At 66.9% G+C, this 24,491-nt stretch carries 21 protein-coding genes, 6 tRNA genes and 1 pseudogene; 22 read left to right on the top strand and 6 right to left on the bottom strand.

Annotated features, from left to right (window positions below; translation table 11 throughout):
* The first annotated feature begins 40 nt into the window (after nt 1-40).
* Together HMPREF3113_RS02970 and HMPREF3113_RS02965 are read left to right on the top strand one after the other, a co-directional pair.
* Nucleotides 41-433 carry a type IV pilin protein gene (locus HMPREF3113_RS02970; protein WP_070427008.1) on the top strand — a complete coding sequence of 131 codons (393 nt, stop codon included), beginning with the start codon at nt 41-43 and terminating at the stop codon, nt 431-433.
* Nucleotides 434-501: 68 nt separating this feature from the next.
* A tRNA-Asn gene (locus tag HMPREF3113_RS02965) sits at nt 502-578 on the top strand.
* Between the two features lie 69 nt (nt 579-647).
* Here HMPREF3113_RS02965 and HMPREF3113_RS18845 read toward each other — a convergent pair.
* Nucleotides 648-1,178 (bottom strand): GspH/FimT family pseudopilin, encoded by a 531-nt coding sequence (locus HMPREF3113_RS18845; protein WP_019183382.1) that lies wholly within the window; start codon nt 1,176-1,178, stop codon nt 648-650.
* Nucleotides 1,179-1,332: 154 nt separating this feature from the next.
* Between HMPREF3113_RS18845 and uvrB the strand changes: the two genes are divergently transcribed.
* Together uvrB and HMPREF3113_RS02950 are read left to right on the top strand one after the other, a co-directional pair.
* The gene (gene uvrB, locus HMPREF3113_RS02955; RefSeq protein ID WP_019183381.1) at nt 1,333-3,363 is read left to right on the top strand and encodes an excinuclease ABC subunit UvrB; all 2,031 of its coding nucleotides are present in this window, start codon (nt 1,333-1,335) and stop codon (nt 3,361-3,363) included.
* A 107-nt stretch (nt 3,364-3,470) separates the two neighbouring features.
* A tRNA-Val gene (locus tag HMPREF3113_RS02950) sits at nt 3,471-3,545 on the top strand.
* An 84-nt stretch (nt 3,546-3,629) separates the two neighbouring features.
* On the opposite strand, the gene HMPREF3113_RS02945 is transcribed toward HMPREF3113_RS02950, so the two are convergent.
* Nucleotides 3,630-4,505 carry a hypothetical protein gene (locus tag HMPREF3113_RS02945; protein ID WP_070470678.1) on the bottom strand — a complete coding sequence of 292 codons (876 nt, stop codon included), beginning with the start codon at nt 4,503-4,505 and terminating at the stop codon, nt 3,630-3,632.
* Nucleotides 4,506-4,531: 26 nt separating this feature from the next.
* Nucleotides 4,532-5,092, bottom strand: coding sequence for an MASE1 domain-containing protein (locus HMPREF3113_RS02940; RefSeq protein ID WP_175440325.1), 561 nt, complete (start codon nt 5,090-5,092; stop codon nt 4,532-4,534).
* A gap of 225 nt (nt 5,093-5,317) precedes the next feature.
* Between HMPREF3113_RS02940 and HMPREF3113_RS02935 the strand changes: the two genes are divergently transcribed.
* From HMPREF3113_RS02935 to HMPREF3113_RS02890, 10 genes are all read left to right on the top strand, one after another.
* On the top strand, nt 5,318-7,726 hold the full coding sequence (locus tag HMPREF3113_RS02935; RefSeq protein WP_070470675.1) for a DNA internalization-related competence protein ComEC/Rec2: 2,409 nt from the start codon (nt 5,318-5,320) through the stop codon (nt 7,724-7,726).
* 3 nt (nt 7,727-7,729) lie between these two features.
* Nucleotides 7,730-8,404, top strand: a complete 675-nt coding sequence (locus HMPREF3113_RS02930; RefSeq protein ID WP_070470674.1) for a MotA/TolQ/ExbB proton channel family protein — start codon at nt 7,730-7,732, stop codon at nt 8,402-8,404.
* A 3-nt stretch (nt 8,405-8,407) separates the two neighbouring features.
* Entirely contained in the window at nt 8,408-8,830 is a 423-nt protein-coding gene (locus HMPREF3113_RS02925; RefSeq protein ID WP_019183376.1) for an ExbD/TolR family protein, read from the top strand.
* On the top strand, nt 8,827-10,575 hold the full coding sequence (msbA, locus tag HMPREF3113_RS02920) for a lipid A export permease/ATP-binding protein MsbA (RefSeq protein ID WP_070470672.1): 1,749 nt from the start codon (nt 8,827-8,829) through the stop codon (nt 10,573-10,575). Before HMPREF3113_RS02925 ends, msbA begins: the two co-directional genes overlap by 4 nt.
* Nucleotides 10,575-11,597: a tetraacyldisaccharide 4'-kinase gene (lpxK, locus tag HMPREF3113_RS02915; protein ID WP_019183374.1), complete on the top strand. Its 1,023-nt coding sequence runs from the start codon at nt 10,575-10,577 to the stop codon at nt 11,595-11,597. The genes msbA and lpxK overlap by 1 nt, the downstream gene beginning before the upstream one ends.
* 66 nt (nt 11,598-11,663) lie before the next feature.
* Complete coding sequence (gene kdsB, locus HMPREF3113_RS02910) at nt 11,664-12,437, top strand: 3-deoxy-manno-octulosonate cytidylyltransferase (RefSeq protein ID WP_070470670.1); 774 nt, start codon at nt 11,664-11,666, stop codon at nt 12,435-12,437.
* Nucleotides 12,438-12,483: 46 nt separating this feature from the next.
* On the top strand, nt 12,484-13,899 hold the full coding sequence (locus tag HMPREF3113_RS02905; RefSeq protein WP_070470669.1) for a hypothetical protein: 1,416 nt from the start codon (nt 12,484-12,486) through the stop codon (nt 13,897-13,899).
* On the top strand, nt 13,896-15,743 hold the full coding sequence (uvrC, locus tag HMPREF3113_RS02900; protein WP_046273707.1) for an excinuclease ABC subunit UvrC: 1,848 nt from the start codon (nt 13,896-13,898) through the stop codon (nt 15,741-15,743). The genes HMPREF3113_RS02905 and uvrC overlap by 4 nt, the downstream gene beginning before the upstream one ends.
* Nucleotides 15,744-15,752: 9 nt before the next feature.
* The gene (gene pgsA, locus HMPREF3113_RS02895) at nt 15,753-16,376 is read left to right on the top strand and encodes a CDP-diacylglycerol--glycerol-3-phosphate 3-phosphatidyltransferase (protein WP_019183370.1); all 624 of its coding nucleotides are present in this window, start codon (nt 15,753-15,755) and stop codon (nt 16,374-16,376) included.
* Between the two features lie 46 nt (nt 16,377-16,422).
* A tRNA-Gly gene (locus tag HMPREF3113_RS02890) sits at nt 16,423-16,498 on the top strand.
* An 89-nt stretch (nt 16,499-16,587) separates the two neighbouring features.
* Here the strand turns inward: HMPREF3113_RS02890 and HMPREF3113_RS02885 are convergent.
* Nucleotides 16,588-16,932: a hypothetical protein gene (locus HMPREF3113_RS02885; protein WP_070470667.1), complete on the bottom strand. Its 345-nt coding sequence runs from the start codon at nt 16,930-16,932 to the stop codon at nt 16,588-16,590.
* Between the two features lie 207 nt (nt 16,933-17,139).
* Here HMPREF3113_RS02885 and HMPREF3113_RS02880 point away from each other — a divergent pair.
* From HMPREF3113_RS02880 to HMPREF3113_RS02850, 7 genes and pseudogenes are all read left to right on the top strand, one after another.
* A tRNA-Gly gene (locus tag HMPREF3113_RS02880) sits at nt 17,140-17,215 on the top strand.
* 146 nt (nt 17,216-17,361) lie between these two features.
* Nucleotides 17,362-17,437: transfer RNA gene (locus HMPREF3113_RS02875), tRNA-Gly, on the top strand.
* Between the two features lie 77 nt (nt 17,438-17,514).
* Nucleotides 17,515-17,588 (top strand) — tRNA-Cys (locus HMPREF3113_RS02870).
* A 132-nt stretch (nt 17,589-17,720) separates the two neighbouring features.
* A pseudogene (locus HMPREF3113_RS02865) lies at nt 17,721-19,219 on the top strand (ATPase domain-containing protein).
* The gene (locus HMPREF3113_RS02860) at nt 19,209-21,263 is read left to right on the top strand and encodes a hybrid sensor histidine kinase/response regulator (RefSeq protein WP_070470665.1); all 2,055 of its coding nucleotides are present in this window, start codon (nt 19,209-19,211) and stop codon (nt 21,261-21,263) included. The pseudogene HMPREF3113_RS02865 and the gene HMPREF3113_RS02860 overlap by 11 nt, the downstream one beginning before the upstream one ends.
* Before the next feature lie 151 nt (nt 21,264-21,414).
* Nucleotides 21,415-21,876, top strand: a complete 462-nt coding sequence (locus HMPREF3113_RS02855) for a BLUF domain-containing protein (protein WP_046273698.1) — start codon at nt 21,415-21,417, stop codon at nt 21,874-21,876.
* 280 nt (nt 21,877-22,156) lie between these two features.
* Nucleotides 22,157-22,402 carry a hypothetical protein gene (locus HMPREF3113_RS02850; RefSeq protein WP_070470664.1) on the top strand — a complete coding sequence of 82 codons (246 nt, stop codon included), beginning with the start codon at nt 22,157-22,159 and terminating at the stop codon, nt 22,400-22,402.
* Nucleotides 22,403-22,456: 54 nt separating this feature from the next.
* On the opposite strand, the gene HMPREF3113_RS02845 is transcribed toward HMPREF3113_RS02850, so the two are convergent.
* Nucleotides 22,457-23,542: a 4Fe-4S dicluster domain-containing protein gene (locus HMPREF3113_RS02845; protein ID WP_254665226.1), complete on the bottom strand. Its 1,086-nt coding sequence runs from the start codon at nt 23,540-23,542 to the stop codon at nt 22,457-22,459.
* A gap of 2 nt (nt 23,543-23,544) precedes the next feature.
* Nucleotides 23,545-23,838, bottom strand: a complete 294-nt coding sequence (locus HMPREF3113_RS02840; RefSeq protein ID WP_019183361.1) for a hypothetical protein — start codon at nt 23,836-23,838, stop codon at nt 23,545-23,547.
* 188 nt (nt 23,839-24,026) lie between these two features.
* On the opposite strand from HMPREF3113_RS02840, the gene HMPREF3113_RS02835 reads away from it, so the two are divergent.
* Nucleotides 24,027-24,464, top strand: coding sequence for a group III truncated hemoglobin (locus HMPREF3113_RS02835; protein ID WP_037553174.1), 438 nt, complete (start codon nt 24,027-24,029; stop codon nt 24,462-24,464).
* Nucleotides 24,465-24,491 lie beyond the last annotated feature (27 nt).

Below are 24,491 nucleotides of genomic sequence, written 5' to 3'. Positions count from 1 at the left end.
GGCCCGCGCCGGACGCGTGCCGGCTGTCCCCGCCCGCTCGATGGGGGGATTCACGCTGATCGAGTTGATGCTGGTGGTGATCGTCATGGCGATCCTGGCCGGTATCGCATACCCCAGTTACGTCGAGCAGACGCGCAAGTCCAAGCGCGGGCAGGTCAAGGCCGACCTGGTCGAGTACGCGCAGTTGGCCGAGCGGTTCCATACCACGCAGAACACCTATGAAGGGTTCACGCTGCCCGGCGGTGGCGACTCGGTCAGCTCGCCGCGCGAAGGGGGTACGGCCGCCTACAGTGTCGGGTTCGTCGGCACCCAGTCCACGTTCACGCTGACCGCGACCGCACAGGGAAACCAGGCCAAGGACAAGTGTGGCGACCTCGGCATCAACCAGGCCAACGTCAAGACCAGTGGGGGCACGCTCTCCGAGTGCTGGTGACGTGACGGACGGCGGCATGCACAAGGGTGTTGCCCTCCGCGCGAGTGCCCCGTACAATGCGCCACCCCGCCCGAATAGCTCAGCCGGTTAGAGCACTTGACTGTTAATCAGGGGGTCGTTGGTTCGAGTCCAACTTCGGGCGCCAGATTCTGCAGAAGCCGCGAGCAATCGCTGCTTTTGTCGTTTTCGTGCCGGCATTTCCGGCGGGCCTGCATCAGCAGGGCGCGCGGTCGCGCAGTCGCTCCGAGCGGGCGCGCCCGGCATTGTTGACAACCACCTTGCTGTGTCTTTGTCCTCGGGTGCAGATGGTGACCGTCAGGTTGACGCCCATGCTGCTGCCATCCGGACGAAACCGCAGGCGAGGGCGCCCGGCAGAGGCCGGAGCCCGCAGGGTCAGGCCGGTCTGCCCCGGGTAGTACTGGAGGATGTCTGCCTCGGCCGGTTGTGGCTGGCGACGGGGATCGCGATACGTCAGCCACCCCGTGCTCCATTCCGACGCGCAGCGCCGGCCATCGTCGCTGGGGCAGATGGTGACGATCTCGCGCCGTGTCACCGCGGCCATGCGAGCGCCGGCGAATGCCGAGTTCAGTTGCAGCCGCAGGGCATCGGCGCGCAGGCTGGAGACGGTCTCGGCCAGGTTGGGTGCCGCCACGGCGACCACCAGCGCGAGGATCGCCAGGGTGGCCATCAGCTCCATCAGGGTGAGGCCAGCGCTTCGGTCACGCGGGCTAGGCCGGAGGCGCATGGGGCAGGTCATCCGTCAGCGGGGAGCTCTAAGCTTGCGCGCCGGTGCCGAGGCTGAATATCAGCCTGACCGGGCCCCAGGCATCGGTGGATTCCTCAACAGGCCGTCACCAACCCGGCCGTTATACTGAAGGCTTCCCGGCAGTGGCGGCACCATGAGCGATCGTTTCCAACTTGTATCCCCGTATTCGCCGGCGGGCGACCAACCGGCGGCCATCGAGAAACTGACCGCCAACTTCGAGGCGGGCATCGCCAAGCAGACCCTGCTCGGCGTCACCGGTTCCGGCAAGACCTACACGATCGCCAACGTGATCCAGCAGGTGCAGAAGCCGACCCTGGTGATGGCGCCGAACAAGACCCTGGCGGCGCAGCTGTACGGCGAGTTCAAATCGTTCTTCCCGCACAACGCGGTGGAGTACTTCGTCAGCTATTACGATTACTACCAGCCCGAGGCCTATGTGCCGTCGTCGGATACCTTCATCGAGAAGGACAGTTCGATCAACGAGCACATCGAGCAGATGCGGTTGGCGGCGACCAAGACGCTGCTGTCGCGCCCGGATGCGATCGTGGTGGCAACCGTCTCGGCGATCTACGGCCTCGGCGCGCCGGAGGACTATCTGTCGATGCGCCTGATCCTCTCCACCGGCGAGCGGATCGACCAGCGCGACCTGATCAAGCACCTGACCCAGCTGCAGTACACGCGCAACGAGTTCGAGCTGCATCGCGGCACGTTCCGCGTGCGTGGCGAAGTGGTGGACGTGTTCCCGGCCGAATCGGACAGCGAAGCGGTGCGCATCGAGCTGTTCGAAGGCGAGGTCGAGCAGATCAGCATGTTCGATCCGCTCACTGGTGAAAGCCTGCGCAAGATGATGCGCTACACGATCTACCCCAAGACCCACTACGCCACCACGCGCGAACGCGTGCTGTCGGCCGTGGATACGATCAAGGCGGAACTGAAGGTGCGCCTGGAGCAGCTGTACGAGCAGAACAAGCTGGTGGAAGCGCAGCGCCTGGCGCAGCGCACCCAGTTCGATCTGGAAATGATGGCCGAGGTCGGTTACTGCAACGGCATCGAGAACTACTCCCGGCATCTCACTGGGAAGAACGCCGGCGATCCGCCGCCGACGCTGTTCGACTACCTGCCGCCGGATGCATTGCTGGTGATCGACGAATCGCATGTCACCATTCCGCAGATCGGCGCGATGTTCAAAGGCGACCGGTCGCGCAAGGAAACGCTGGTCGAGTTCGGCTTCCGCCTGCCGTCGGCACTGGACAACCGCCCGCTGCGTTTTGAAGAGTGGGAAGAGCGCTGCCCGCGCAGCATCTATGTCTCGGCCACGCCGGGTCCGTATGAGCTGCGCGAGACCGAAGGCGAGATCACCGAACTGGTGGTGCGCCCGACCGGCCTGATCGATCCGGTGGTCGAGATCCGCCCGGTCGGCACCCAGGTCGATGACCTGATGAGCGAGGTCAACGAGCGCATCAAGCTGGGCGACCGTGTGCTGGTCACCACGTTGACCAAGCGCATGGCCGAGAACCTCACCGAATACCTGACCGAACACGGCATCCGCGTGCGTTACCTGCACTCGGATATCGATACCGTCGAGCGCGTGGAGATCATCCGCGATCTGCGCCTGGGCAAGTTCGACGTGCTTGTCGGCATCAACCTGCTGCGCGAAGGCCTGGACATGCCCGAGGTCTCGCTGGTGGCGATCCTGGATGCGGACAAGGAGGGCTTCCTGCGCTCCACCGGCTCGCTGATCCAGACCATCGGCCGCGCCGCACGCAACCTGCGCGGCAAGGCGATCCTGTACGCGGACAAGATGACCCGTTCGATGCAGGCCGCGATCGACGAGACCGACCGCCGTCGTTCCAAGCAGGTCGAGTACAACGAGCTGCATGGCATCGTGCCCAAGTCGGTCCTGCGCCCGATCACCGATGTGCTCGAAGGCGCGCGTTCGGAAGCGGCCGAGAAAGAGGCGCGCGGCAAAGGGAAGGGCAAGGGCAAGGGCGGGCGCGTGGCCGAAGAGGCGACCGATTACCGCACCATGGACCCGGCCCAGATCGCCAAGCGCCTGCAGGCGCTGGAGCAGCAGATGTACCAGCACGCGCGTGATCTGGAGTTCGAAGATGCCGCCCGGGTACGCGACCAGATCCGCCAGTTGAAGGAGGCCAGTCTGGGCTGAACAACACATCGTGAAATATCTTCACAAAAGTGTTGCGCTTTCCGGGGGGCATCCGTAATATACGCGGCCTGCACCGACGCATTCGCAGCGGGGCAGGGACGCAAAACGGGCGGTTAGCTCAGCGGTAGAGCACTACCTTGACATGGTAGGGGTCACAGGTTCGAACCCTGTACCGCCCACCACTTCAGTACCTGGGAAACCACGGGAACAGGTGGAACAAGACGAAGCCGGCCAATAGGCCGGCTTTTTCGTTTTCTGGCGCCCAGTCAGAAGAAGCTCACGTTGCTGCGTGGAAGCGCGGGTGTTCCTGGCGCGCTGGCGTGTCGCTCTGCCTGGCAGCCACGAGTCTCCCTCAACACCAGGCGGATCCGGTTGCCTCGGCACTGCACGTTGCCCTGATAGGCCAGCGCGCGGGCACCGAGCGCCTGCCTGGAGAGCTCCACAGTACCGGGTGCCAGCGTCCGGTGGGGATCCAGAAGCCCGGCGATCACCACGATGCCCTGCTGTCCTCCACGTTGAATCGTGCGTGCGCGAAGACGTAGAGATCCTTTCTCTGCCGTTAGCAGGACCGCGACGACGTCTGCCATGCTCCGGAACGCCGCCAACTGCAGATCAAGGCTCAGATCACACGGGTCGCCCATCAAATGCGCGGGCAGGACGCGATCCGTCTGCGCCCAGGCATCGGCGATCGCGCCGGCCCGGAGAGCTACGTACAGACCCGCGGATTCTATTTCGACGGGGTAAACCAAGTTCGCCTGCACCCGTAACGCACCCGATTGTGCGGCATGCAAGCGCTGGAGCTCCAAGGCCAAGCCGTCCTGGCCCTTTGCCGCGAGCGTATTTGCGATTTTCTGCAGGGACCGGTCGATGTCATCGCCGACATTCCGCAGGTACCAAGCGCGCTCGCGCCTGTCCTGTTCGCCGGCGACAAGCGTGGTCCTGGTCATGGCGATGGCGCGGCGCCCCAGCCACTCGTTCTGTCGGAAACGATGATAGTAGTGCGAGGTGGTCGCGCCGAGCAGGAGCAGTACAGTTCCAGTTGCTGCAAGAATCTGCTGTGCGGTGAATACGGCGGGGTCATGGGAGCCTGGCAGGCCAGTACTATCCATGCGGAGCAGGACCATCAAGTTGACGCCGATCACTACCAGAGAAACCACAGCTGCCAGTGTCAGCCACGCATTGATTCGGCAGCCATGCGCCTGCGTCGCCACATGACGACCAAGGGCGCGATCAATAGAATGCCCAGATAGTCCCCCACGGCATATCGCGCAGCGCCTTCCCAGGAGACGGCCACGTGCTGCGTGGGCATCAGTAGATACGCAAGGCCCTGATTCAGGGCGGTGACCACGATCGCCGCGAGCAGGGCGACCGAAAGCAGCCACGTGTCATTGCTCGACGCCATCCAGCGTCGATGCGTGTGCACGATCCCTGCGACAGCGGGCATTAGGCTGGCCGAAGCGACCACGACCCAGGCAAGGCCATATTGCGGGATCAGCGGGTACCGCGCTAGGGCGAAGAAGGCGTACTCGCCCGCAATCAGGTAGACCCAGTAGCGCGGTGGGCAGAGCAGCAGGGCGGCAACGCGCAGGCCCGCAGGAAGATAGAGCTGGTCGACCGAAACATTGCGAGCTGCCCAGAAGGCAACGGCATAGCTCACCGCCAGCAGCACGCCACCGGGATGAAGGCGTACGTGCAGGTGGATGTCGCGTCTCAACCAGTCGAACGCCACGGCCGCCTCCTGTCGGGGGGGCTGGATACCAGTCACCAGCACTGCTCGGACACTATCGGCGAATACAGGCTGCTGCAATGGCAGGTCACGCCTCCCGCACATGGCCAGGCCAAGCCTCTTCCCTGTCCCGTGAGTCTCCAAGTTTCCGACAGACGGGCAGGTCCAGCGCCGATGGGCACACGCTGTGGGAACAAGCACAGTATGGTTTTCAGTGGGGCGTTGCGCATGTCGCGGGTGCTCGACAGTGCCGATCACGCCACCGATGCCGCCTTCCCGATCTTCGGCAAAGCGTGTGTCGTTTCGCTGTTGGCAGGCATCTGCGCGATCATCTTCTCGCCCCGGCTGCTGCCGATGGAATGGGGCGTTGCGGCGGCGGCGGTCGGTCTTCTGCTCTGGATCCTGCCCTCCCGCCTGCGCCTCCTTGGCGCGGCCCTCTTCGGTCTAGGCTGGGCGGCCTTCCACGGCCACGCCGGGCTCGCCCAGCAGCTGACACCCGGCAGCGCCGCCGTCGACCACGTGCTGCACGGGCGGGCGGTCAGCCTCCCCGACCATGGTCCCGGGGGAACCCGCTTCCGCTTCCGGGTGGACGAAGATCCGGCGATGCCCACCAGACTCCGCGGTCGCGACCTGGCGCTGGGCTGGTACGACGGATTCCGTGGCGCCGCCGATGATCGCCGGCGCACGCTGCGGGCCGGCGAGCGCTGGTCGCTCAACGTGCGGGTCCGGCCGCCGCGTGGCCTGGTGAATCCGGGCGGGTTCGACGCCGAGGGCTATGCATTGCGGCAACGGGTGGCGGGCAGTGGGTACGTGCGCGAGCCCGCCCGTGCGCATCCACTGGGCGAGCCGGCCGGCTTGCCGGCATGGCGCGAGCGGATGGCCGACGCGATCGCCCGCGCGGTCCAGGACGACGGCCGCCGCTTCGTCCAGGCGCTGGCACTGGGCGACACCCGTGGCCTCGGCCAGGCCGATTGGGACGACCTGCGTGCGCTGGGGGTGACCCACCTGGTAGCGATTTCGGGTTTCCATGTCGGCGTCGTGGCTGGCGTGGCCGCACTGCTGGCAGGCGGGCTCTGGCGGTGCCTGCCGATAGCGGGCCTTTACCTGCCGCGCCCGATGGGCGCCGCAGCCGCGGCGGTCGCAGGTGCGGCGCTGTACGCAGCAGCGGCCGGCTTCGCGCTGCCGACGGTGCGCACCGTGCTGATGATCGCGGTGGTGGCAACGGCGCGTTGCAGCCGGCGACGGGCGACGGTCGCCCAGTCGCTGTCGCTGGCGGCGCTGGCGATGCTGTTGTTCGATCCGCTTGCGGTTCTGGCCCCCGGCTTCTGGCTGAGCTTTGCCGGCGTGCTGTGGCTGATCTGGTGCCTGCCGGGGCGCGAGCAGGGCTGGCTGCGCGGATTCCTGAGTGCCCAGGGCGTGGCCACCGTGGCGTTGCTGCCGCTGACCGTGGCGCTGTTCGGGCAGGCTTCGCGCGCCGGTCCGCTGGTGAACCTGGTGGCGATTCCGTGGTGGACCATGGTGGTGGTGCCGCTGGCACTGCTCGGTACCGCGCTTGAGGCGCTGATCGAGGGGGCGGGGCGCTGGCCCTGGCAGCTGGCGGCATGGTGCTTCGACGCGAGCTGGTGGCTGTTCGGGTATGCCGCGCGCAGCGAGCTGTCGCTGTGGTGGCTGCCACAGGCCAACCGCTGGGCATTGCTGGCGGCGGTGTCCGGCGTGTTCTGGCTGTTGTTGCCGCGCGGCAGTGGCGGGCGGGTGGCGGCGCTGCTGTTGTGCCTGCCGCTGCTATGGCCGGCGCGTCACGGGCCTGGCGAGGGCGAGGTGGAGCTGCTGGTGATGGACGTGGGCCAGGGCCTGGCGGTGGTCGTGCGCACGCGCCGCCACACGCTGCTGTACGACACCGGCCCCGGGACCGACGATGGCTTCGATGCCGGTGAGCGGATCGTGGTGCCCACGCTGCGTGCGCTGGGCCAGGGGCGGCTGGACCGGATCATGATCAGCCACGACCACCGCGACCACACCGGTGGCCTGCGCGGGGTGCGCCGCAGCTTCCCCGATGCGGTCGTGCAGGCACCGCAGGGCGCCCTGCGTGGCCGCGCATCGGCCTGCCATGCCGGACAATCCTGGGCGTGGGACGGGGTCACGTTCCGGGTGCTGCATCCTCTTCCCGGCGAAGCCCGGTCGATCAACGACAGCAGTTGCGTGCTGCGGCTGGAAACCGCCCGGGGGGCGATCCTGCTGGCCGGCGACATCGAAAAAGGCAGCGAAGCGCGGCTGCTCCAGCAGGCAGGTGCGCTGCTGGCGGCCGAAGCAGTGGTGGTGCCGCACCATGGCAGTGCCAGCTCGTCCACCCCGGCCTGGGTGGATGCCGTCGCGCCGCGCCTGGCGATCGTCTCGGCTGGCCATCGCAATCGCTTCGGCCACCCGCGCGCCGAGGTGGTGTCGCGCTGGCAGGCGGTGGGGGCGGAGGTGCTCAACACGGCCGAGAGCGGCGCGGTCCGTATCTGGCTCGGGCGTGAAGGCCTGCAGGTGCGTGAACAACGGGTTTTCGAGCGGCGTTGGTGGGATGCCGCGGAGCGGAGCCGGTCGGCTGCTATCCTATCGGCGATCAAACAGGCGGCCGCTGGGCCGGAGGATTGAAACGTGTGGGAACTGGTCAAGGCCGGTGGCTGGCCGATGCTGCCGCTGCTGCTGTTGGGCGTACTGGCTTTGGCAATTGTCCTGGAGCGTTTCTGGACCCTGCGCCGCAATGAAGTCCTGCCCCCGGGGCTGGGGCAGGAAGTGCGCAACTGGGCCGCACGCGGCAAGCTCGACCCGAGCCACATCCAGTCGCTGCGCGGCAACTCGCCGCTGGGCGCGCTGCTGGCCACCGCGCTGGAAGCACGCAATCGCCCGCGCGACCAGATCCGCGAGCGCATTGAAGACGCCGGCCGGCACCTGGTTCACCGCATGGAGCGGTTCCTGAACGCCCTGGGCACGATCGCCTCGGCCGGCCCGCTGCTCGGTCTGCTCGGCACGGTGGTCGGCATGATCCAGATGTTCATGGGCATCCTCGACCACGGCGTGGGCGATGTGAACCAGCTGGCCGGCGGTATCGGCAAGGCACTGGTGTGCACCGCCACCGGCATGATCGTGGCGATCCCCGCGCTGATGTTCCATCGCTACTTCAAGGGCCGCATCGCCGGCTACGTGATCGAGATGGAGCAGGAAGCTTCGGCCCTGCTGGACGCGCTGGATGGCCGCCCGGGCGTGATGAACACGGCCCCGCGTGCCGCTGGTGCCCAAGCCGGCGCCGCACCGGTCACGGTCAAGGGCTGACGGATGCGTATCCGCAATGACCGGATCCAGGACGAACCGCATATCGATCTGGTCCCGCTGATCGATGTGATCCTCGTCCTGATCATCTTCTTCGTGGTCACCACCACCTTCGACGCGCGCTCGACGCTGCAGTTGCAATTGCCGACCGCCAGCCAGCAGGACACCACCGAGCCGCCGCGCTCGCTGAGCGTGCTGGTCAATGCCGAGGGGCGTTACTTCATCAACGATCAGGAAGTGCTGCGCACCGACGTCGAGTCGGTCAAGCAGACGATTGCCGCCGTCGCCGGCAGCGATCGGGAACAGACCGTGCTGTTGCGCGCCGACGCGCGTACGCCTTATCAGGCCGTGGTCACGGCCCAGGATGCCCTGGGCCAGCTGGGCTTCCGCCGCATCGCCATCGCTACCGCGCCGGAGGTGCGTCCATGAGCAAGAAACATTCTTCCGTCTGGCCGATCTACAAGCGGCTGCTCGGGTACACCGGGGCGTACTGGGTGTTCATGGTCGCGGCCGTGATCGCGATGGTGGTCGAGGCGCTGGCCGGCTACAGCTTCACCAAGCTGATGGAGCCGCTGGTCAACCGGGGGTTCGTCAACCCGGAGCCGCGCATGGCGGTGATCCTGCCGCTGACCATCCTCGGGTTGTTCATGATGCGCAGCCTGGCCACCCTGGTCAGCGACTACGCGCTGGCCCGCACCGGGCGCAGCGTGGTGCGCGACCTGCGTGAGCAGGTGCTGGAGAAGTACCTGCACCTGCCGTCCTCGCACTTCGATGCCGAGGCCACGCCGGTGATGGTCAGCCGCCTGAACTTCGATACCGAACAGGTCACCCAGGCCAGTGCCGATGCGCTCAAGACACTGGTGGCCGATACCCTCACCATCATCGCCATGCTGGTGGTGATGCTGCAGATGAGCGTCAAGGTCACCATGGCGATGCTGGTGGTGGTGCCGCTGATCGGCGTGATCGTCTCGATCGTCGGCAAGCGTTACCGCCGGATCAGCCGGGGCATCCAGGACGGCATGGGCGGCATGGCGCAGACCGCCGAACAGTCGTTGGCCGCGCAGCAGGAAGTGAAGGTGCATGGCACCCAGGCGCACGAGATTTCGCGCTATTCCCGGCTGGCCAACCGCATGCTCGGCCTGAACATGAAGGTCGAAACCACGCGCGCGCTGGCCTCCAGCACGGTGCAGTTCCTGGCGGCATTGGCGCTGGCGGTGATCGTGTGGGTGTCCACCCGCGAGGCGCTGGCCGGCAAGCTCAACGCAGGCCAGTTCATGGGTCTGATGACCTCGATGATGGCCATCATTCCCTCGCTGCGTCGCCTGACCAGTGTGCAGACCTCGATCTCGCGCGGTGTCGCTGCGGCCGAGCGCCTGTTCGGGATTCTGGACATGCCGGTCGAGCGCGACGAAGGCCTCCAGCGCATCGGCCGCGCGCGCGGCGAGCTCGCGTTCGAGCACGTGATGCTGCGCTATCGCGAGGACACCGGCATCGCGCTGGACGACATCAGTTTCGTGGCCAGGCCGGGCACGGTGACGGCGATCGTCGGCCGCTCCGGCAGCGGCAAGACCAGCCTGATCCGCCTGGTGCCGCGCTTCTATGAACCCAGCGGCGGCCGCATCACGCTCGATGGCGTGGCCCTGGACGACTACCCGCTGGCCGACCTGCGTCGCCAGGTGGCGATGGTCGGGCAGAAGGTCATGCTGTTCGATGACACCGTGGGCGCCAACATCGCCTACGGCATGGATGCTACCGAAGATCAGATCCGTGCGGCGGCCGAAGCGGCCAATGCGTGGGAGTTCATCGCGCGCATGCCGCAGCAGCTGCAGACGCCCGTTGGTGAGAATGGCGCGTTGCTCTCCGGTGGCCAGCGCCAGCGCTTGGCGATTGCCCGCGCGATCCTGCGCGACGCGCCGATCCTGATCCTGGATGAAGCCACCGCTGCGCTCGACAACGAATCCGAACGCCTGGTGCAGGACGCCCTGCAGCGCCTGATGCCCGAGCGCACCACGCTGGTGATCGCGCACCGCCTGTCCACCATCGAACATGCCGACCAGGTGCTGGTGATGGACCACGGCCGCATCGTCGAACGTGGCACGCACAACGAACTGCTGGCGCTGGGTGGCCTGTACGAGCACCTGCACAGGATGCAGTTCCGCGAAAGGCAGCCCTGATGGCAGGCAAGGGCACGCAGACGCCGTCGTACTGGTATGACGGCAGCACCATTCCGTTCCTGGCGCGCCTGGCGTCACCGCTGTATGGCGCGGCGATCGCGCTGCGGCGGATGGCCTATCGCCGCCGTTGGCTGAAGCGGCATTCGCTGCCGGTGCCGGTGGTGGTGGTCGGCAACGTCACTGCCGGCGGCACCGGCAAGACTCCGCTGACGATTGCCCTGGTCAACCGCCTGCGCGACGCGGGCTGGAAGCCGGGGGTCGCCAGCCGTGGCTATGGCCGCGAGGAGGCGGGCACGCCGCGCTGGGTGCTGGCCAGTACCGATACCTCGGTCGGCGGCGACGAGCCGGTGCTGATCGCCTGGAAAACCGGCGTGCCGGTGCGGGTCGATGCGGACCGCGTCGCGGCGGGCAAGGCGCTGGTCGAAGCGGGCTGCGACATCATCGTCTGCGATGACGGCCTGCAGCATTACCGGCTGGCGCGCGACATCGAAATCGAAGTGGTCGATGCCCAGCGCCGCTACGGCAACGGCCGCCTGATTCCCGCCGGTCCGCTGCGCGAGCCGGCCAGCCGTGCGCGCGACTGCGATTTCCGCGTGGTCAACATGGGCCAGGCCAGTGACGGTACCGAAGCTCAGACCGCCTGCGGCTTCGGCGAATGGCCGATGCAGTTGCGCATCGACAGTGCGCAGCCGCTGCAGGGCGGCCGTGCGCGGCGCCTCTCGCATTTCCAGGGGCAGCGGGTGCATGCCGTGGCCGGCATCGCCAACCCGCAGCGCTTCTTCGACATGCTGCGCGCACACCGCATTGGCGTGGTGCCGCATGCCTTCGCCGATCACCACGCCTACCAGCCTGCGGACCTGCGTTTCGGGAGCGAGTTGCCGGTGCTGATGACCGAGAAGGATGCGGTCAAGTGCAAGGCCTTCGCGACCGAGTGGCACTTCGCGGTGCCGCTGTCGGCGGAGTTGCCGGCCGCGTTCTGGATCAGCCTGCTGGATCGCGTCGAGAAGCTCGGCAAGCGTTGACGCCTCCGGTGCCGCTTGCGGCACACTGAGGCCCTGATTGCCTTCCTTTCGTACAGGTCATCCCCCATGAGCGCTTCCGTCGAGTTCGTCGTCGCCATTCCCGCCCGTTACGCCGCCTCGCGGCTGCCGGGCAAGCCACTGCGCCTGCTGGGCGGCGAACCGCTGGTGCTGCGCGTGGCGCAACGCGCGCTGCTCGCCGGCGCTCGCGAAGTGTGGGTGGCCACGGATGACCAGCGCATCGCCGATGCGTTGCAGGGCCTGGCCGAGGTGCGTGTGGCGATGACCTCCACCGATCATGCTTCCGGCACCGATCGCCTGGCCGAGTGCGCCGCACAGGCGGGCTGGTCGGACGACACCCTGGTGGTGAACCTGCAGGGCGATGAGCCGTTCGCCCCGGCCGAGGGCATCCGTGCCGTGGCCGAAGCGCTGGTCTACAGCGGTGCGGAGATGTCCACGCTGGCCACCCCGGTGGAAGACGCCGGAACGCTGTTCGACCCGAACGTGGTCAAGGTGGTGCGCAAGCAGAATCTGGACGCGCTGTACTTCAGCCGCGCGCCGATTCCGTGGCACCGCGACGCCTTCTCGCGCTCGCGCGACACGCTCGCCGGCCCACACTGGCTGCGCCACATCGGCATCTACGGCTACCGCGCCGGCTTCCTGCGCCGGTTCGCCGCGCTGCCGCCGGGCACGCTGGAGCAGCTGGAATCGCTCGAGCAGCTGCGCGTGCTGGAAGCAGGGCACCGCATCAGCGTGGCCCTGACCCCGGCCGAGTTCCCGCCCGGCATCGACACCCCGGACGATCTGGCGCGCGCCGAGGCCTGGTGGGCCGCCCACTCGTGACCGTGGCACGACGGCTGCATGACGCGTCCTCCGGCATAATCGGGGCATGAACGTCCAGCCCGTCCAGGATCTGCCCGAATTCGCCACCTGGCTCAACGCCACGCCCACCACGCTGGGCGAGCTGCAGGGGCGGCCCGTGGTGCTCGCCTTCGTCAACGCAGCCTCGGTGTGGTGCGCGCAGCGGCTGGCCGAGCTGGCCCAGTGGCAATCGCGCAACCCCGGCAAGGTGCAGCTGCTGGTGCTGCAGGTGCCGCGTTTCGATGGTGAGCGCGATCCTGCCCAGTCCCTGAAACTGCTGCGCCGCCAGGGGCTGAACGCCCCGGCCCTGCTGGATGCGGACTGGGATGGCTGGCGCCGGTTCGGCGTGACCGCATGGCCGACCCTAGTGCTGCTCGATGCGCAGGGACGCGAGCGTGAGCGGCTGATCGGTCTCGGCGGGGAGCTGGAGCGTTCGCTGACGGCGCTGTGCGAGGGCAGTTCGCGCCCATCCGATGAAGACCTGCACGGCGCCCGCGAGCTGAGCCCCGAGCCGCGCCTGCCGCTGCGCTTCCCGACCGGGTTGGCGGTGACCACCGAGCGCCTGTACATCGCCGACACCGGTCACCACCGCGTGCTCGAGTGCAGCCATGGTGGCCGCGTGCTGCGCCAGTTCGGCATGGGCACCGCCGATTTCATGGATGGCGACCAGGCCCAGGCGGCCTTCCATCATCCCCAGGGCCTCGCGCTGGAGCGCGAATGGCTTTACGTGGCCGATACCGGCAATCACGCGCTGCGCCGGATCCATCTGCTCTCCGGGCAGGTCGACACGCTGTGCGGCACCGGCCGCCCTGGCGAGCCGGTCGAAGGGCCGATCGCCGCGCCGCGCCGTACCGCACTGAACCACCCGCAGGGGCTGGCGGTCGCTGACAACCAGGTCCACATCGCCATGGCCGGCGACAACCGGATCTGGAGCTACCACCTCGGCCAGCGCAGCCTGCAGTGGCGCGCCGGCAGTGGCGCCATCGACGAACGCGACGGCAGTGGTCATATGGCCGCCTTCGCGCAGCCGTGCTCGGTCGCCGCGGTCCAGCAGGTGCTGTACGTCTGCGACGCGCTGGGCTCGTCGATCCGCGCCATGCAACTGCGTGGCGATCTGGTCCAGACACTGGTCGGGCAGGGGCTGTGGAGCTTCGGCGACCAGGACGGGCCGCGCGCCTCGGCACTGCTGCAGTACCCGCAGGCGATCGCGCTGAGTCCGGATGCGCCGCTGTTGTGGATCGCCGATGCCGGCAACGGCCGCCTGCGCACCCTGCGCCTGGGCGGTGGTGAGCTGAGCACGCTGGAGCTGCCGCGGCGCCTGCATGGTCCGGCCGGCCTGGCGCTGGGCGGTGGTGCGGTCTGGATCGCCGAGACCGATGCCCATGCCGTGCTGCGGTTCGACCCCGTCAGTGGTGTCCTGAGCGACGTGCCGATCAACGAATGACTGTTTCTTCCGCCCCCGCCTTCGATGGCAAGGCATTTGCGGCCCACCTGAGCACCGCACCCGGCGTGTACCGCATGTACGCCGCTGACGACACGCTGCTGTACGTCGGCAAGGCGCGCGCGCTGCGCAACCGCGTGGGCAGCTATTTCAACGGCACGCCCAAGACCACCCGGATCATGTCGATGCTGTCGCAGGTCGCGCGCATGGACGTGACCGTGACCCGCTCGGAGGCCGAGGCGCTGCTGCTGGAAAACCAGCTGATCAAGTCGCTCTCGCCGCGCTACAACGTCTCCCTGCGCGACGACAAGACTTACCCGCACGTGCTGCTGACCCGCGAGCAATGGCCGCGGATCGCGTTGCACCGCGGCCCGCGTGCGGTGCCGGGGCGTTACTTCGGTCCGTACCCGGGCGTCACCGCCGTGCGCGAGACGCTCAACCTGATGCACAAGCTGTTCAAGCTGCGCAGCTGCGAAGACAGCGTGTTCCGCAACCGCTCGCGGCCCTGCCTGCAGTACCAGATCGGTCGCTGCAGCGCGCCCTGCGTGGATCTGGTGGCACCGGAGGATTACGCCGAATCGGTGCGCCGCGCCTCGATGTTCCTGGAGGGCAAGAGTGACCAGCTCGCCCGTGAGCTTGGCACCCAGATGCAGACCGCCAGCGAAGCGCTGGAGTTCGAGCAGGCCGCGCGCCTGCGCGATCTGATCGCCTCGCTGCGCAGCATGCAGACCCGCCAGTACGTAGATGGCCGCGCGGCGGACTTGGACGTGCTCGCCTGCGCCACCCAGGGCGCCAGTGCCTGCGTGCTGCTGCTGGCCTTCCGTGACGGCCGCAACATGGGCACGCGCCCGTTCTTCCCGCGCACCAATGGCGAAGAAAGCGCCGATGAAGTGCTGGGTGCATTCGTCTCGCAGTACTACGCCGAGCACGCCCCGCCGCGCGAGATCCTGCTCGACCGCGAAATTCCCGACGCGAGCCTGATCGAGTCGGCGCTCAGTGCCTCGGCCGAGCACAAGGTGCAGTTGCGATGGAACGTGCGCGGCGAGCGCGCCGGCTATGTCGAGCTCGCCGCACGCAACGCGCAGATCACCCTGGTCACCGAGCTGGGCAGCCGCAACGCGCAGCACGCCCGCAGCGAGGACCTGCGGCAGATGCTGGGCCTTGCCGAACAGGTCAAGCGCGTGGAGTGCTTCGATATCAGCCACACCATGGGCGAAGCCACCGTGGCCTCGTGCGTGGTGTTCGATGCGGCCGGTCCGGTGCGCAGCCAGTACCGCCGCTTCAACATCAGTGGCATCGAGCCCGGCGATGACTACGCGGCCATGCACCAGGCGATCGAGCGGCGCTTCCGCCGCGCGGTCGAGGAAGACGGCGTGCTGCCGGACCTGCTGCTGATCGATGGCGGCGCCGGCCAGTTGGCCCAGGCGCAATCGGCGCTGGCCGACCTGGGCGTGGAAGGGGTGATGCTGGTCGGTGTGGCCAAGGGCGTGGAGCGCAGGGCAGGGCATGAAGCCCTGGTGCTGCCGGATGGTCGCGAGCTGCGCCCGGGCGCTGCCTCGCCCGCCCTGCAGTTCATCCAGCAGGTGCGTGACGAGGCCCACCGCTTCGCCATCACCGGCCACCGCGGGCGCCGCCAGAAGGCCCGGATGACCAGCAAGCTCGAAGATATTCCCGGCATCGGACCGCGCCGGCGGGCCAGCCTGCTCAAGCATTTCGGCGGCCTGGTCGGCCTGAAAGCCGCCGGCGAAGCGGAAATCGCGAAAGTGGACGGCATCAATGACGCCCTCGCTGCGCGTATCTACGCTAACCTTCATGGACTGCCTACGCCCGATGCGGCGGGCGAGTAGAGAGACGCAATGAAGTTGACCCTCCCCACCTGGCTGACCCTGCTGCGGATCGTGATGATCCCCGTCCTGGTGCTGGTGTTCTATCTCCCCTACAAGTGGACCAATTTCGCTTCCGCGGCGATCTTCGGCCTGGCCGCGCTCACCGACTGGCTCGACGGCTGGATTGCCCGCCGTTACGACCTGCAGTCCGCGTTCGGCGCCTTCCTCGACCCGGTCGCGGACAAGCTGATGGTGGCCGTGGCACTGTTCCTGATCGTGCAGGGCCATCCCACTGCGTGGATGGCGGTGTGGGCGGCGGTGATCGTCGGCCGCGAGATTGCCGTATCGGCACTGCGCGAATGGATGGCCGAAATCGGCCAGCGTGCGAAGGTGCGCGTGGCGGTGATCGGCAAGGTGAAAACCACCGCGCAGATGATCGCGCTGCTGTGCCTGCTGTACTCGGTGGCGCCGCACACCCCGATGCAGGACATCTGGATGGGTACCCAAGTCTTCCATATCGGTGACTGGACCCTGGCCATCGCCTCGATTCTCACGCTGTGGTCGGGCCTGCAGTACCTGCACGCGGCATGGCCGAGCCTGCGCGAGGACGAGCGCCTTGCGCGTGAGAACGCCAAAGCGAAAAAGAATGCATGAGGGCTGTTGACAGCCCCTCGTTTGGCTGTAGAATTTCGCCTCCCAAGCGGGAATAGCTCAGTTGGTAGAGCGCAACCTTGCCAAGGTTGAGGTCGCGAGTTCGAGTCTCGTTTCCCGCTCCAGATACTGTTTCCATCGCGATCCGTCGCGAAGGGAAACGCCGAAAAAAGCGACCTTCCGGGTCGCTTTTTTCGTGTGGGCGTATCTGCGGTCAGTGGCGCGTTCCGATCCGGACGTTGCACCACGTGCGGATGTTCTCGCGGTCGAACCCCGGGCAGCTGTTCTCGATCGGCAGGTACACGTAGAGCGCCTGCTCCGTGTGCACGAAGTGGTAATAGTTCGTGCGGTCCTTCCCGTACAGCCAATAGTTCGATGAGCCCGGGTTAATGACGTAGGGCTCGAACGAGAGGATCGATGATTCGGCCGGGATTACGTTGCTGCTGTCGGTCAGCATCATCCAGGCGTTGGAGAAGACGTGGGTGGTCGCGCCGACGATGGCGAGCGCGCCGATCAGGGCGGCGATGGCGAGGCTGGCAATGCGGAGAGGGCGTGGCATGGGGTGATGGTTGGGAATGACCGGGGGAGGGGCAGGCGAGGCCGGCACGCGCGCCGGGGCGGCCCGGGGCAACGCACGGAAATGCAGCAAAAAGGATGTTGACGACGTGAAGGAATTCCGACAGAATAGCGCTCCTTCGACGCAGGTCGAGGGGCCGACAGCCTCCAGCACCCCAGGGTGCGGTGCCGTCGGGGCAAGCGAAAGTCTGCGGGAATAGCTCAGTTGGTAGAGCGCAACCTTGCCAAGGTTGAGGTCGCGAGTTCGAGTCTCGTTTCCCGCTCCAGATTTCGACAGGGCCCCCTCGGGGCCTTGTTTTTCTCCGCGGTGGCACGCGGGCATCCGGTCCGGAAGCATTGGCCGGGATGTGAAAAAAAGTGTGAAAAAGCTGGTGTGTTTCGAGTGGTTTCGGTAACATGCACGCTTGATTTTGCGGGAATAGCTCAGTTGGTAGAGCGCAACCTTGCCAAGGTTGAGGTCGCGAGTTCGAGTCTCGTTTCCCGCTCCAAATCCTGACCAGGCCCCGTTCTCGGGGTCTTGTTCTATCGGGGCATGCAAGACGCCTCCGATGATCGTAGGGTCACCGGCCTGGTGGCAGAGTGGTCATGCAGCGGACTGCAAATCCGCGTACGCCGGTTCAATTCCGACCCAGGCCTCCAAATAGAAAGTAGCCCAGAGCCCGCGCATGCGGGCTTTGTGCGTTGTGGGCCTCCATTCAGTTTCGCAGGGGAGAGCCGACAGGGCCTACACAACCCGCTTCGTATGCTGCGCCCGTCCATATTGGCAGCCTTATGCAGACACAAAAAGCACGCGTAGCGACGGGTATCGAAGGCCTCGACAGCATCCTGGGCGGGGGCTTCCCGCAGGGGCGGCTGTATCTGCTCGAGGGTCCGCCCGGCTCAGGCAAGACCACGCTGTCCCTGCAGTTCCTGCTGCACGGGCTGAGCAAGGGGAGCGCTGCCTGTACATCACGCTCTCCGAGACGGCTGACGAACTCCGGGAAGTCGCCAATGCCCACGGCTGGTCGCTGGACGGGCTGGACCTGTTCGAGCTGGCCTCGGCCGAGGAAGCACTGGGCGACGGCCGCATGCAGTCGGTCCTGCACTCCTGGGAGGTCGAGCTGGATGAGACGGTCAAGCTGATCCTGGGCGAGGTGGAGCGCATCAAGCCGCACCGGGTGGTGTTCGACTCGCTCTCAGAGCTGCGATTGCTCTCGCAGGATCCGCTGCGCTATCGCCGGCAGATTCTGTCGCTCAAGCAGTTCTTCGCGCCGAAGAGCGCAACCGTGGTGCTGGTCGATGACATGACCGCCTCCGGCGAGGAGCGCGATGGCCAGCTGCACAGCCTGTGTCATGGCGTCGTATCACTGGAACGGCTGACGCTGGATTTCGGTCCGGCCCGGCGGCGGATGCATGTGCAGAAACTGCGCGGGGTGAACTTCACTGCCGGCTACCACGACATGACCATCCGCGAGGGCGGTCTGGAGGTGTTCCCGCGACTGATCGCTTCGGACCACCACGCCAAATTCAACGGTACCCCGATCAGCAGCGGGGTGGGCGAGATCGACAGCCTGCTCGGTGGTGGACCGCTGCGGGGCACCAGCACGTTGCTGACCGGCCCGGCCGGCAGCGGCAAGACCAACGTGGCGCTGCAGTATGTGTGGGCCGCGTGCGAGCGCGGTGAGCATTGCTGCATCTTCGAATTCGATGAGCGCATCGGCACCTTGCTGGCCCGCGCGGAGTCATTGGATATCGACCTCAGCAAACATCTGGAGACGGGGCTGCTGGAGATCCAGCAGGTGGACCCGGCCGAGATCTCGCCGGGCGAGTTCGCCTGGAACATGCAGCGTGCGGTGGAAGAACGTCAGTGCCGCCTGCTGGTGATCGACAGCCTCAACGGCTACGTCACGGCGATGCCGCAGGAAAAGCAGCTGATGCTCCAGCTGCACGAGATGCTGTCCTATCTCAACCAGAAGGGCGTGGCGACCATCCTGATCAATCCGCAGCATGGCCTGGTCGGCACCATGTCCACGGGCAATCTCAACGTGTCCTACATCGCCGACTCGGTCGTACTGTTCCGCTTCTTCGAGTCGCAGGGGCGGATCCGCAAGGCGATCTCGGTGATCAAGAACCGCGGCGGTGCGCACGAAAACACGATCCGCGAGCTGAACATCGACGGCAAGGGCATTTCGCTCAGTGCGCCCCTCAACGAGTTCAAGGGGATCCTGACCGGCACGCCGGAATTCGTGGGCAATACGGCGCATCTGCTCGGCCACACCCGTGCAGACTGACGCCACGTCCGGCGTGGTGCACATCGTTGCACCGTTCGGGCGTGATGCGCCGAGCATCGCTGCCGTGCTCAACGCCGCCGGGTTGCGGACCACGATCCAGGAAAGCCTGGCGCGGTTGGCCGATGCGCTCGATGACGAGGTGGGCGCGGTGGTGGTCACCGAGGAGGCCGTGGCGAAAGGCACGGCTGCCCTGCTCGAGCCCCTGGCCCGGCAACCGACCTGGTCGGATATTCCCTTCATCCTGCTGCGGTCCCCGCGCTCGCAGAAGCGGCCATTGGCCGACGCCGGCCTGCAGCTGGCGATCAACATCATCGAACTGGACCGGCCACTGGGCAGCAGCTCGCTGCTGAGTTCGGTGCGCAGTGCGCTGCGCGCGCGCGACAAGCAGTTCCTGGTGCGTGAGCAGATGCGGGCGCTGGCCGATGGGCGTGCCGCGCTGGAGCGCAGCGAAGCCGAACTGCGCCTGGTGGCCGACGCGATGCCGGTGCTGATCGCCTTCATCGACCGTGACCTGAATTACCGCTTCGCCAACAAGGCGTATGAAGCCTGGTTCGAGCGGCCGGTTTCGGACGTGATCGGCAGGCGCGTGCCCGACGTGTTCGGGCAGGAAGTGTGGACCAGTCGCCGGCCGTTGATCGAACGTGCGCTGGCCGGCGAGCACATCGTGTTCGAGGCGAACTGGCCGTTCAGTGATGGCCGGCGGCGCGACAGTGAGATCCGCTACTCGCCACGCGTTGATGCGGATGGAACGCCGGACGGGTTCCATGTGTTCGTCACCGACATCACCGCCTCCAAACTGGCCCTGGAGACCAGCCAGCAGCACGCGCTGGATTTGGAGGCGATGGTGGCCGAGCGCACCGCCGAACTGGAACACCAGATGGCCGCGCGCGAAGCCAGCGAAGCCGCACTGCGCCAGTCGCAGAAGATGGATGCGATCGGCCAGCTCACCGGCGGCATCGCGCATGACTTCAACAACATGCTGACCGGCATCCTGTCCTCGCTGGACATCATGCGCATGCGCGTGGAAATGGGGCGCATGGAGGGGTTGGAACGGTTCCTGGATGCCGCCACCGCCTCCAGCCAGCGTGCGGCCGCGTTGACCCAGCGCCTGCTGGCGTTCTCGCGCCGGCAATCGCTGGATTCGAAAACCGTCGAACTCAACGCACTGGTGGGGTCGGTCCAGCACCTGCTGCGCAGCACCTTGGGGGAAACGATCCGCATCCAGATGGTGACCAGCGATACCCCGCTGCGCGCGAACCTGGACAGCAACCAGTTTGAAAGCGCGCTGCTCAATCTGGCCATCAACGCACGCGATGCCATGCCCGATGGTGGAGAGTTGCGGCTGCGCACCTCGCATGTGCATGTCGCCGAGGCGGAGGTGCCGACCGTCCCGGCCGGCGAGTACGCCGTGGTGGCCGTGTCCGATACCGGCACCGGCATGCCGCCGGAGGTGGTCGAACGGATCTTCGAGCCGTTCTTCACCACCAAGCCGATCGGCAAGGGCACCGGGCTGGGCATGTCGATGATCTACGGCTTCATGCAGCAGTCCGGGGGCCACATCACCGTGGACTCCACGCCGGGGCAGGGCACGACGGTGTCCTTGTTCATGCCGGTGGTGCACGAACCGGCCGAGGATGAGGACACGCCGAACGCGCAGGCGGTATCGCTTGGCGCCGGGCAGTCGATCCTGGTGGTGGAGGACGACGAGCAGGTGCGGATGCTGGTGACGGTGGTGCTTGAGGATCTCGGGTATACCGCCGAGGTGGTCGGCGACGCCGATGGCGCCATTCCCATCCTCGGCTCGTCGAAGAAGATCGACCTGCTGATCACCGATGTCGGGCTGCCCGGTCTCAATGGACGGCAACTGGCGGAAATCGCGCGGCAGACGCGGCCATCCCTGCCGGTGCTGTTCATGACCGGCTACGCGGAGAAGGCGCAGGAACGCTCGGCGTTCCTCGACAACGGCATGGCGATGATCGCCAAGCCATTCCTGCTCGATGCGTTCAGTGAGGCAGTACGTAGTTCGATCGCCACGCGGCAGTGAGTGCGCGTGGCTGCCTGCGGCGGCCTGGGGGACGAAACCGCCGCGCGATGGAAACTTTCGGTTGCAGCGTCATCTGAATGCTTCAGCGAGCGGCTTTATTTAGATACCTGAAAGTGCCAGCATAGGGCTTTGAGAATGTCGGAGTTTACCCATGCCCTTATGCGCGATCGCGTATGTCAGCGACGTTGCGGGCCCGCTGTCTGCGGCGCATCTTGACGCCCTTGTCGAGGATGCCATCCGCTTCAACAGTCTGGCGGGGGTGACCGGCGTACTGCTGTGCGACGGCAGTCGTTTCCTGCAGTACTTTGAAGGTCCCGATGACGGGGTGTCGGCGGTGCATGAGCGGGTGTTGCAGGCACGGAGCCATCGCGCCATCCACAAGCTCGGCCACGCGCGCGTACCGCAGCGCTTTTTCCCGTACTGGAGCATGCGCTGGCTGGGCGTGGAGCCTGCCTTGATCGAGGTGCTCTCGGCAGGTGACTGGGAGGCGTTCGCAGACCGTATCGCCGGCGGCGCGCCGGCGGGCAGCGGGATGGAGCGGCTGCTGCAGTTCGTCGCCCCGCACCTGCCCGGGCAGGCCGCGTCACAGCCGGTGCGCTCGGCAGCGGAATGAGATGACCCCTGCAGCGTTTACCCGCAGGGGCTGATACCAGGGGGAGCCGGCCAGAGGCGGAGTATCCGCCGCCGCGCTGACATGCTGCTGTCAATATGCGCCCTGCATGATGCAGATACGGGCGCAGGCGCGAGATGAACGATTCATCAGGGGCGTCGCCTTTGGCCGTGTGGTAATTGACTTAATGCGAAGGAAGTGCAAATTTTAAGTGAACCCGAAGTGACTCCGCCCCTGAGGGGGTTTTGTCGTCCCTGAAGCAAGCAAGTCCCACGGAGGTCGTATGGAATACGGCGAACATGACTTGGCTGACGGAGTGCGAACCGAGCTGGAAGCCAGCTACGTGAAACATGGCTGCGGCCCGGAATTCTGGTCCACCTACCAGCGCGTGCTGGAGCGACTGGTACCGGCGCAGGGCACCGCGCGAACCCGTGTCACCAATGAACTGGCGTTGATCATCGAACAGTTGGGGATCGTGCGGCGCGCCCAGTTGGTGCCCCCACGCAGTGCGCGACCGCGCGCTCGCTGAAACCGGGTCGGGGGACCGGGAATCGGGACGGGGACAACCGCCAGCGCGGCGCCACTACAGGTAATGGAGACCGATGCCCAGCAGGGCCAGCAGCGTGCTGGCCGCGGCAAGCGTGCGCGGGCGGATCCAGCGTGACGGGCCTTGCTGCATGGCTGACGGGCTGGCACGGCGGATCAGACCGGTCGGGAACTGCCAGGCACGCATGCGCGCATCGCAGGCGTCCTGGCAGTCGCCACAGCCGATGCAATCGGCATGCGGCCCGGCGCGCACGTCCAGCGCCATCGGACAGACGGTGACGCAGTCCCCGCAATCCAGGCAATCGCCGAGCCGATCGGCGCTGAAGTGCGGCATGGGGCCGGCGATGTCCTCATGCGCGGCGCGGAACGCGTAATCGCTGGCGCTGGTGGGGTCGAGCAGTCCGCGGCCGCGGGCCTGCACGCCACCCAGCCCTGCCACGCGCGGGCCGCGCGGTTCACCGCGGCGCGCGTGATAGTGCATGCGCGGCGTGTCGCTGTCGCAGAACATGCCGTGGACGCGCGCATACGGGCACAACTCGCGACAGACATGTTCACGCAGGAAGCCCGCGTTGCCCCAGGTGGCGGCGGCGTAGAACAGGATCCAGAACGTTTCCCAGCCGCTCCAGGCCGGCGGCCACGGCGTGCCGACCAGACCGTGGATCGGGCTGAAAAAGCCCACGAAGGTGATGCCGGTCCACGCGGCCACCAGCAGCCACAGCAGATGCTTGGCCGCGCGCGCCGGTGCGGCCGGCAGGCAGTGCGCGGCGGCCTGTTCGATCCAGCGGAACAATCGGCTCCACAAGGTCTGCGGGCAGGCATGGCCGCACCAGACCCGGCCAGCCAGGTTGGTCAGCAGCACCAGGGTGGTGGCCAGCACGGCGGCCAGCCCCAGCAGGATGCCCACGTCCTGCGGCCAGAGCGTCCAGCCGAACAGATCGAAACGGCGCGCGGTCAGGTCGAACAACAGTGCCTGGCGGCCCTCCCAGCGCAGCCACGGCAGGGCGTAGAAGCCGGCCAGCAGCAGCGCCGACAGCAGCGGCCGCCAGCGCAGTGGCGCGCGGCGAACGGCGGGCGGCGGTGCCGGTGGTGGATCGACGAGATGCAGGGTGAGGCGGTCTGTCATGGTCACCCCAGCGGCAGATCGTCGTCGTCGCCGGGCATTGGCCGCAGCAGGTACCAGGTGATCGTGCTGGCGGCGGCGGTGACCGCCCAGAACATGAAGAACCCCAGTGTGTAGCCCAGTTCGCGGCTGATCTCGTGTTGCGGGAAGGTGATGTCGCGCAGGCGCAGCGGGTCGACGAACGCGAAGAAGACCACGCTGGCCAGGCCGGCTGCGACGAAACTGGGCCACAGGATGGCGCCCCATTGCTGGATCAGCCGTCGGCGGCTGCCGTCGGGCGGGTCATGCAGGTCGTTCATTGCGGCCACGGTCAGGAGGAGGGGGCAGGGCACGGCTATACTTCGCGCCGACCGGGGGCCGGGATCGCGGGTGCGCGCTTCCTGTCGAGCTCCCAGACTAGAAGGCTTCGCGACGGCCTTCATTGATTCTGATCAAGGCAGCGGCACGCGCTGCCGCCGATGCTGGGCGTTGCCGCCCGAGGATGTTCATGGCCGATCCCACCGACAACGCGCTGCCTCTCCCTGCGCCGGACCTGTGCAGCGAAGAGGAGGTCACCCGGCTGGTGCATGACTTCTATGCGCGCGTCCGCGAGGAGCCGCGGCTGGGGCCGGTCTTCGCGGCACGGATTCACGACTGGGATGCGCACCTGGCCCAGCTGGTCGATTTCTGGTCGGCGATGCTGCGCGGCACGCGCCGCTTCAAAGGCGCGCCGATGCCCAAGCACATGGCCATGGATGAGCTCGACCGCGATCTGTTCGACCGCTGGCTGGCCCTGTTCCGGCAGACCACCGCCGAATGTGGCAATCCGCCGATGCAGCGGCTGGCCGATGACGTTGCCGGGCGGATCGCCGATACGTTCTGGCGTCGCTTCCAGATGCTGCGTTGGCCCAGCCTGCCGCTGGTCGGCCGCCAGGGCCTGAATTGATCTGACGCAATGCGTGCGCGCCCGCGC

Origin of the sequence: Stenotrophomonas sp. HMSC10F06, assembly GCF_001807865.1 — a bacterium.
Taxonomy (GTDB): Bacteria; Pseudomonadota; Gammaproteobacteria; order Xanthomonadales; family Xanthomonadaceae; genus Stenotrophomonas; species Stenotrophomonas bentonitica_A.
The sequence above is the reverse complement of the archived record's forward strand: the minus strand, read 5'-3'. Positions and strand labels throughout refer to the sequence as shown.

Coding starts and splice junctions, on each gene's coding strand:
- msbA (WP_070470672.1), top strand. CDS start 8,827: ATGAGCAAGAAACATTCTTCCGTCTGGCCGATCTACAAGCGGCTGCTC.
- HMPREF3113_RS02845 (WP_254665226.1), bottom strand. CDS start 23,542: ATGACAGACCGCCTCACCCTGCATCTCGTCGATCCACCACCGGCACCG.
- HMPREF3113_RS02850 (WP_070470664.1), top strand. CDS start 22,157: ATGGAATACGGCGAACATGACTTGGCTGACGGAGTGCGAACCGAGCTG.
- HMPREF3113_RS02935 (WP_070470675.1), top strand. CDS start 5,318: ATGTCGCGGGTGCTCGACAGTGCCGATCACGCCACCGATGCCGCCTTC.
- kdsB (WP_070470670.1), top strand. CDS start 11,664: ATGAGCGCTTCCGTCGAGTTCGTCGTCGCCATTCCCGCCCGTTACGCC.
- HMPREF3113_RS02905 (WP_070470669.1), top strand. CDS start 12,484: ATGAACGTCCAGCCCGTCCAGGATCTGCCCGAATTCGCCACCTGGCTC.
- HMPREF3113_RS18845 (WP_019183382.1), bottom strand. CDS start 1,178: ATGCGCCTCCGGCCTAGCCCGCGTGACCGAAGCGCTGGCCTCACCCTG.
- HMPREF3113_RS02855 (WP_046273698.1), top strand. CDS start 21,415: ATGCCCTTATGCGCGATCGCGTATGTCAGCGACGTTGCGGGCCCGCTG.
- HMPREF3113_RS02840 (WP_019183361.1), bottom strand. CDS start 23,838: ATGAACGACCTGCATGACCCGCCCGACGGCAGCCGCCGACGGCTGATC.
- HMPREF3113_RS02925 (WP_019183376.1), top strand. CDS start 8,408: ATGCGTATCCGCAATGACCGGATCCAGGACGAACCGCATATCGATCTG.
- lpxK (WP_019183374.1), top strand. CDS start 10,575: ATGGCAGGCAAGGGCACGCAGACGCCGTCGTACTGGTATGACGGCAGC.
- HMPREF3113_RS02970 (WP_070427008.1), top strand. CDS start 41: ATGGGGGGATTCACGCTGATCGAGTTGATGCTGGTGGTGATCGTCATG.
- uvrB (WP_019183381.1), top strand. CDS start 1,333: ATGAGCGATCGTTTCCAACTTGTATCCCCGTATTCGCCGGCGGGCGAC.
- HMPREF3113_RS02885 (WP_070470667.1), bottom strand. CDS start 16,932: ATGCCACGCCCTCTCCGCATTGCCAGCCTCGCCATCGCCGCCCTGATC.
- uvrC (WP_046273707.1), top strand. CDS start 13,896: ATGACTGTTTCTTCCGCCCCCGCCTTCGATGGCAAGGCATTTGCGGCC.
- pgsA (WP_019183370.1), top strand. CDS start 15,753: ATGAAGTTGACCCTCCCCACCTGGCTGACCCTGCTGCGGATCGTGATG.
- HMPREF3113_RS02835 (WP_037553174.1), top strand. CDS start 24,027: ATGGCCGATCCCACCGACAACGCGCTGCCTCTCCCTGCGCCGGACCTG.